We start from the raw sequence: 3,859 nt of genomic DNA, 5'->3' as shown, positions 1-3,859 counted from the left end.
TACAACCTCTAGCAAAAAAATTAGGTATATCTGATTTACTAGAAAAATATCCTTACGAAGTCTCTGGAGGGCAAAAACAAAGGGCTGCAATTGCAAGAGCACTTATAACTAATCCTCAGCTTATACTAGCTGACGAACCAACTGGTGCTCTAGACTCTCACTCTTCTGATGAATTACTACAATTATTTGAGGATATAAACAATGAAGGTCAAACAATAGTAATGGTAACTCACAGTACAAAGGCTGCAAGCAGTGCTAAGAGAGTTTTATTCATAAAAGACGGTAGAGTATTCCATCAGCTTTATAGAGGAGATTCTTCTCAACAAGAAATGTACCAAAAAATTTCTGATACTTTGACTATGATCGCTACAGGTGGTGTTAGAAATGAGTAGATTCTTTTATTTTAAACTAGCAATCACAAATATCAAGAAAAACGCGAAGACATATGTACCATATATGATTACATCAATACTTACAATATCTATGTTCTATATAATATGCTCTCTAGGTAATAACCCAAATGTATCAAAAGCATGTGGAACAGATTCAATGAAATATGTATTATTTTTAGGTACATGGGTGTGTGGAATATTTGCAGTAATATTCTTGTTTTACACAAATAGCTTCCTTATGAAGCGTAGAAAAAAGGAATTCGGTCTATACAATATATTAGGTATGGAAAAGAAACATATATCTAGAGTTGTATTATGCGAAACACTTATTATGAGTGTAATAAGCTTAGGTTTAGGTCTTGTAGTAGGAATTTTATTCGATAAATTAATGCTTTTAGTAATATTATCAATGTTTACAGTAGAAATTCCTCTAGGATTTCATATATCTCCTGAATCATTCCCTGCTACATTGACTTTATTTACTGGTATATTTGTACTGATATTCTTAAATAGTATCAGACAAATTCACCTAGCTAAACCAATAGAATTGCTTCAAGGTAGTACAGTTGGAGAAAAAGAACCAAAGGCGAAATGGTTAATAGCACTAATCGGTGCTATCTGCTTAGGATCAGGCTACTATATTTCACTTACAACTACTAATCCAATAGCTGCATTAAATATGTTCTTCATAGCTGTAATTTTAGTAATTATAGGAACTTACCTTCTATTTACAGCTGGTAGCATAGTTTTATTAAAAGCTTTACGTAAAAACAAAAACTACTACTACAAAACTAAAAACTTTATATCTATATCAGGAATGATATATCGTATGAAACAAAATGCCGTGGGTCTTGCCAATATATGCATACTATCGACTATGGTATTAGTAATGATTTCATCTACATTTTCACTATGGAATGGTATGAACGATGTTTTAGATAGCTATTTTCCAAGAGAGTTTACATTTACACCATTTGAGTACTCTGAGGAATCTGCATCTGATTTAAAGGCTTGGGTAAATAACACCTTAGATGAATATAATGTAGAACCAAAAGACATCGCTGATTACTCTTACTTAAATTTTGCTGTTGTCCAAGATAAAGATACCTTTATAATGGATAGAAATAATTCTGCATATGCAGATATGATAAACGAAATTAGAAATTTATTTTTTATAACTCTAGATGATTATAATAGAATGACTAACTCAAATGAAACACTAAAAGAAGATGAAGTCCTTGTATACTCTAATCGCGACCAGTATAATGAAAAGCAAATGAAAATTTCAGATAAAACATTTAAAGTAAAAGGAACATTAGATGATTTTCCTAATAATAGACTTATGACAACTAATGTAGCTAGCAGTCATTTTATCGTAGTTAAGGATACATCTGTTCTAAATGATTTAGATAAAATACAAAACGAAATATACGGCGATGTTGCCTCTAGTATTCAATATTACTATGCTTTTAATGTAGATGCAAACACTGAAAAAATCATAGATATAAACAATAAATTTGAAAATGACATAATAGAAATGGGAACATACGAAGAAAATACAAATAAATATGTTTACGAAGGTCGTTTCGATTGTCGTGAAACTGAAAAGAATGATTTTATCGGAATGTACGGTGGACTTTACTTCATAGGTGTATTCCTTGGAGTATTATTCATAATAGCCACTATACTAATTATGTACTATAAACAAATTTCTGAAGGATATGACGACAAGGGTAGATTCGAAATAATGCAAAAGGTCGGAATCAGCCACGAAGAAATCAAAAAATCTATACACTCTCAAGTGCTTACAGTTTTCTTCTTGCCACTAATCGTAGCCGGTATCCATATAGCATTTGCATTCCCATTTATAACTAGATTGCTCGCTATATTGAACCTTACAAACGTGAAGCTATTTGCGATGGCAACAGTCGGCGGATTCTTGTTATTCTCAGTATTCTATGCTGTAGTTTATAGAATCACGGCTAGAAGCTATTATAAAATAGTCAGCTAATACTAAAATCTGTTAACACTATCCAACTCAATATATATTTATTCCAAATAACTCTTAGGTAACTCTATTTTATCTAGGAGTTATTTTTTACAATAAAAAACTTCCCCACCAAATAATTATATATTTGATGAGAAAGTTTTTTTAACTATTTTAATAATTCATCTAATACTTCTTGTATTTCATCTTCACATCCACCACATATAGTACCTGCTTCTGTAGCTTCTTTAATATCGTCTACAGTTTTAGCACCTTCTTTTACAGCGTTTTTTATGTCTTCGTAACTTACATTCATGCAATTGCATATTATTCTATCTTCCATTTTTTCCTCCTGATGTCTATTATGTTTATTTTTATGTCTTATTATTAAAGTCACGAAAATATTATACCCTTATATTTTTTAATTAAACATATTTTTTATAACATATTTATAATTCCTAGATGCTCAATTAATATTTTACAACCTAATAGAATAAGTATAATTCCTCCTGTTATTTCAGCTTTTGACTTGTATTTTAGTCCAAATACATTTCCTATTTTCACACCTACAGCTGAAAAACTAAATGTAACAATTCCTATAAAGCATATAGCAGGTATTATATTTACATCTAAAAAAGCAAATGTAACTCCCATAGCTAATGCATCTATACTTGTCGCTATTGCAAGTAAAAACATTGTTTTAACGCCTAAAATTTCTTTTATATTATCTTCAATACAGCTTTGAGTTATTGCTACACCATTATCAGATTCAACTGTTGCTTGATTTTCCTCCTCATCCTCTGATAAAGCCTCCCTTATCATATTTGCTCCAATCAAAACAAGCAATCCAAATGCTATCCAATGGTCGATGCTCACTATATATACTCTAAAATTAACACCTAGTAAATATCCTATTAAAGGCATTAACGCTTGAAAAAATCCAAACCATAAACCGACAATGCCAGCTGATTTTAGATTTATTTTTGGTAGAGCAAGCCCCTTGCAAATTGATACAGCAAATGCATCCATAGATAGGCCTACGGCCAAGATAAAAAGTTCTAATAATCCCATTTTTCTCCTCCTTAAAAATAAAAAAGACTCACAGATAATAACATATCTAAAATACTCAAATTTTAAACATATTATTATCTATGAGTCTCGTTTTTTAATGTAATACCGGATTTTACAATCATTATGTCGACATTACAACGGCTCCGCCGCAAACTACTCCCTCATAGGAGCTATTCAATTTTCAAAATCCAATTTAAAATTACTATAGAATCAATTAATTATAAAATACCTAAAATTAAATTGTCAATTATTCTTTTATAAATACATAATTATCCTTCTGAGATCTAGCCTCACTGTATTTATAACCCATACTATTAAATTTTTTTAATTCTTCTAAACTAGTAATATTATTTTCCGCTAAGTATTTTACCATCTGGCCTCTAGCCATCTTTACAATCGTTCCCTTTTC

The 3,859-nt window shown here is 30.5% G+C and carries 5 protein-coding genes; 2 read left to right on the top strand and 3 right to left on the bottom strand.

Annotated elements, in window-relative coordinates; translation table 11 throughout:
• A partial coding sequence (locus ACI3VO_RS08705; protein ID WP_439757539.1) for an ATP-binding cassette domain-containing protein occupies positions 1-392 on the top strand: 392 nt, incomplete at its 5' end.
• Positions 385-2,403, top strand: a complete 2,019-nt coding sequence (locus tag ACI3VO_RS08700; protein ID WP_439757538.1) for an FtsX-like permease family protein — start codon at positions 385-387, stop codon at positions 2,401-2,403. The genes ACI3VO_RS08705 and ACI3VO_RS08700, both read left to right, overlap by 8 nt.
• A 145-nt stretch (positions 2,404-2,548) precedes the next feature.
• On the opposite strand, the gene ACI3VO_RS08695 is transcribed toward ACI3VO_RS08700, so the two are convergent.
• The 3 genes from ACI3VO_RS08695 to yaaA form a co-directional block, all read right to left on the bottom strand.
• Positions 2,549-2,722: a (2Fe-2S)-binding protein gene (locus ACI3VO_RS08695; RefSeq protein WP_439757537.1), complete on the bottom strand. Its 174-nt coding sequence runs from the start codon at positions 2,720-2,722 to the stop codon at positions 2,549-2,551.
• Between the two features lie 95 nt (positions 2,723-2,817).
• Positions 2,818-3,450 carry a manganese efflux pump MntP gene (locus ACI3VO_RS08690; RefSeq protein WP_439757536.1) on the bottom strand — a complete coding sequence of 211 codons (633 nt, stop codon included), beginning with the start codon at positions 3,448-3,450 and terminating at the stop codon, positions 2,818-2,820.
• A 247-nt stretch (positions 3,451-3,697) separates the two neighbouring features.
• The gene (gene yaaA / locus ACI3VO_RS08685; protein WP_439757540.1) at positions 3,698-3,847 is read right to left on the bottom strand and encodes a peroxide stress protein YaaA; all 150 of its coding nucleotides are present in this window, start codon (positions 3,845-3,847) and stop codon (positions 3,698-3,700) included.
• Positions 3,848-3,859: the final 12 nt, after the last annotated feature.

This window comes from Intestinibacter sp., assembly GCF_051866655.1.
Lineage (GTDB): Bacteria > Bacillota > Clostridia > Peptostreptococcales > Peptostreptococcaceae > Intestinibacter.
The sequence above is the reverse complement of the archived record's forward strand: the minus strand, read 5'-3'. Positions and strand labels throughout refer to the sequence as shown.

What these genes read in the sequence shown, in the direction of transcription:
- ACI3VO_RS08695 (WP_439757537.1), bottom strand. Translation starts at nt 2,722, where the DNA reads ATGGAAGATAGAATAATATGCAATTGCATGAATGTAAGTTACGAAGAC.
- ACI3VO_RS08690 (WP_439757536.1), bottom strand. Translation starts at nt 3,450, where the DNA reads ATGGGATTATTAGAACTTTTTATCTTGGCCGTAGGCCTATCTATGGAT.
- ACI3VO_RS08700 (WP_439757538.1), top strand. Translation starts at nt 385, where the DNA reads ATGAGTAGATTCTTTTATTTTAAACTAGCAATCACAAATATCAAGAAA.